Here is a 3,451-nt window from a genome sequence, read left to right as displayed (position 1 = left end):
AAGGCAGCATGAAGCAGTATTCGGTGGTGCGGTAGTTCAGTTGGTTAGAATACCGGCCTGTCACGCCGGGGGTCGCGGGTTCGAGTCCCGTCCGCACCGCCACCGATTTAGGGGCGTAGTTCAATTGGTAGAGCACCGGTCTCCAAAACCGGGTGTTGGGAGTTCGAGTCTCTCCGCCCCTGCCAGTTAATAACTAAGTAATAATTTATAGTTTTCAGATTAATAGCCCAGCTAATTTTAGCTGGGTTTTTTCTTTTTGTTTTTTTGCATTAATAATCCCTCCACAGCTATTTTGCTTAGAGTTTTATACGATCTAAGACTCTAGACTGAATGTCATCAATTTGTCACTGGAGCTTTTTCAACAGGTATTTTTAATAATTGTTGGATAAGTGTATGTTGGTCGCTATTTTGTAACCACACGGCATATAGTGGCCGTTTAATCTGCTCGTTATCTGGTGCTATAACAAGTTTTGAATACTCTTCAAGCCAGTGAACTGGTAAGAATGTCGCAGCATTGACACTTTCCAATAGCTCTCTGGCAATATGCGCTGAGGTAGTGGTTATGATAGGAGGGTGATCACTTTTTAGAATCAGTTGCTCTTGTTGGTGAAAATCTGCTCCCCATTCCAGCTTTATATAATTTTCTATACCTTGTTCAATATTATTTTGAGTAGTTAATAAAACAAGCTGAATACTCCCGATCAGCTGACTCTGGAATTCATCCATTTTTGGTGGTTCTGTTGTGATTAAAAGATCTAACTCACGAGAGTGTAGCTGTTTAACAAGAGACTGCCGTGTAGAGACGCGTGATTCGATTCTTATTCCCTGATTATCGCAATAAAACATATTCAACCAAGGGGTTAGATAAGCTTCCCACAGAGATGCGGTAGCGCCGATAGAGAGCTCTGTATGTTGTGAGACATAGCTGATCTCTTTTTTCGCTAATTGCCAGGTATTCATTAACGATTCTGCATAGGGAACCAGACGCTCACCCGCAGCAGTCAGGCGAATATTATTGCGATGTCGTGTGAATAAATTAGCACCAAGTTGATTTTCCAGTTGTCGGATCCGAAAGCTAACGGCGGATTGTGTTAGATAGAGTGATTCAGCTGCCCGACCAAAGTGACGAGTCTTACTGACTTCCAAAAAGGTTTTCAGTAATTCGGTGTCCACATGCATCTCCAATAGTTTTTGTCGTTAAGATTTAAATATTTTGTTTTACAGAATGTCAAGCCTCCCTAATACTCCGCGCCATAATTAGTATGACAGTAGAGTTAGGAGTGTGTCAGATGGCTGAAAGCTTCATCACGACTAATCGTTTTTTTGATAATAAACATTATCCACGCGGATTTTCCCGTCACGGTGATTTCACCATCAAAGAGGCCCAATTGCTAGAACGTCATGGCAATGCGTTCAATGAATTGGATCTTGGTAAACGTGAACCACAAACAGAAGAAGAAAAACTGTTTGTAGCAGTTTGCCGTGGTGAACGCGCACCTGTAACAATAGCGGAAAAAGTATGGTTTAAGTATTTGGAGAAAATCAGACGTCCAAAACGTTTCCATACCCTTTCCGGCGGAAAACCACAGTTAGATCCTGCTGAGGATTTCACTGATAGTGATGATTAATATCATCATTGGGATGAAGGATCCATCAAGAGGGGCAAATATGCCCCTTTTCCACATTATCCAACCTGATTTTGTAGCTGAATAAGCAACCTATCCATGCTCCGGTAGCTGAGCGCCTCCATAATATCTGGCTTTTCTATTTTCTTTTGTTCTTTTAAGTCTGCAATAGTACGCGAAACCTTTAAGATTCGGTGCCATGCACGTACAGATAACCCCAATTTTAGTAAAGTATTTTCCAGAAAGATGGCATCTTCCATCTTTAGTCTGCAAACCTTTTCTGTTTGCTTACGGGTAAGATGGGCGTTTACATACCCATTGCGTTCTATTTGTATATTTCTGGCATTCTCTACTCTTTTTTTAACTTCGTGGCTACTTTCCCCATTTTTTGTTGATGACTTGCTCAGGATCCCCGGAGGAAGCAGAGGAACGTCTATAGAAAGGTCAAAACGGTCTAAAAATGGACCTGATAGTTTGGCAAGGTAGCGTAATACCTGCTGTGGACTGCTGCGATTATGTAATCCCTGATGATATCCGGTCGGGCTTGGGTTCATGGCGGCGATCAATTGAACCCGGGCAGGGAAACAAACTTTTGCTTTGGCTCGTGATATCACAATCTCGCCAGATTCTAATGGCTCACGTAATGCATCAAGAACAGTACGGTTAAATTCCGGTAATTCATCCAGAAATAAAACACCATTATGTGCAAGGGAGATTTCTCCGGGTTTAGGTATTGAGCCTCCTCCAACAAGAGCTGCCATTGATGAGCTATGGTGAGGCGCTCTAAATGGCCGTATATGCCATTTTTGAGGGTTAATTGACTTACCAGCCAGACTATTAATTGCAGCAACGTGTAACGCTTCCTGATGCGTTAGAGGTGGCAGTAGATCACATAGTCGGCTGGCCAGCATGGTTTTACCTGTACCGGGAGGGCCAATTAACAAGAGATTATGACCTCCTGCGGCTGTTATCTCCAGAGCCCGTTTCGCTTGTTCCTGTCCAATAATGTCCTGTAGATCCAGAACAGGTGGCTCGGTTTGTAAAGTGATCGGAGCAGGGGAAAATAAGATGCTTTTTTCACCTCGCAGGAAGTGGCAAACTTGCAGTAATTGGTTGGCTAATAACGTTTCATTTTGAGATAGAATAGCCAGTTCAGCCTGATTTTCTGTAGATAAAATTAACTGTCTGCCTGAATTTCTGGCGCTAAGTGCGGCGGGAATTGCCCCCATAACCCTGCGTATCTCTCCTGAAAGCGCAAGCTCTCCTAAAAATTCATAATGATGTAATTCATTTGGCGGGATCTGTTCCGAAGCTGCCAGAATTGCAATGGCGATAGGTAAATCATATCTTCCCCCTTCTTTGGGAAGATCTGCTGGAGCCAGATTAACAGTGATCCTTTTTGCCGGGTAGGTAAATCCACTGTTGATCAAGGCACTTCTTACACGATCTCTGGCCTCCTTGACAGTAGTTTCGGGTAAACCAACGAGAGTTAAACCGGGTAAGCCGTTACTGATATGCGCTTCTATTGTGACAAGCGGGGAATCGACACCGATAGTGGCTCGGGTGTAGATAATCGCAAGAGTCATAATGCTTTCCTTAGCCCAAAAAATTCATCATGACTTGTTGAAAAATAATAAAAAGTCACCTTTTGTTATTTTGCGAAGCCTCTCGAAAATATAATTATTGTTATCATCAAACTGACATTTTTTAATTTTAGCTATTTTATGTTATTTGTTGATTCTATTATTAATTTCCATTTTTTTTGAATGAATGGAGTTAGTTTTATTCTGGGTTGTTATTATGCTTATTATTACTTTTATTTAGAT

Annotated in this window: 3 protein-coding genes and 2 tRNA genes; 3 read left to right on the top strand and 2 right to left on the bottom strand. The window is 42.0% G+C overall.

Annotation, left to right across the window (positions count from 1 at the left end; translation table 11 throughout):
* Nucleotides 1-25 precede the first annotated feature (25 nt).
* A tRNA-Asp gene (locus AACX38_RS05035) sits at nucleotides 26-102 on the top strand.
* A 7-nt stretch (nucleotides 103-109) separates the two neighbouring features.
* Nucleotides 110-185, top strand: a tRNA-Trp gene (locus AACX38_RS05030).
* A gap of 151 nt (nucleotides 186-336) precedes the next feature.
* Here the strand turns inward: AACX38_RS05030 and hdfR are convergent.
* Complete coding sequence (gene hdfR, locus AACX38_RS05025; protein ID WP_099119922.1) at nucleotides 337-1,173, bottom strand: HTH-type transcriptional regulator HdfR; 837 nt, start codon at nucleotides 1,171-1,173, stop codon at nucleotides 337-339.
* A gap of 116 nt (nucleotides 1,174-1,289) precedes the next feature.
* Between hdfR and AACX38_RS05020 the strand changes: the two genes are divergently transcribed.
* On the top strand, nucleotides 1,290-1,628 hold the full coding sequence (locus AACX38_RS05020) for a DUF413 domain-containing protein (protein ID WP_099109288.1): 339 nt from the start codon (nucleotides 1,290-1,292) through the stop codon (nucleotides 1,626-1,628).
* Nucleotides 1,629-1,684: 56 nt separating this feature from the next.
* Here the strand turns inward: AACX38_RS05020 and AACX38_RS05015 are convergent, their stop codons facing one another.
* Complete coding sequence (locus tag AACX38_RS05015) at nucleotides 1,685-3,211, bottom strand: YifB family Mg chelatase-like AAA ATPase (protein ID WP_228865843.1); 1,527 nt, start codon at nucleotides 3,209-3,211, stop codon at nucleotides 1,685-1,687.
* Nucleotides 3,212-3,451 lie beyond the last annotated feature (240 nt).

The organism is Xenorhabdus sp. PB30.3 (assembly GCF_963895965.1).
GTDB lineage: Bacteria > Pseudomonadota > Gammaproteobacteria > Enterobacterales > Enterobacteriaceae > Xenorhabdus > Xenorhabdus stockiae.
Note: the sequence above shows the minus strand (reverse complement) of the source record. Positions and strands in the feature narration are given on the sequence as shown.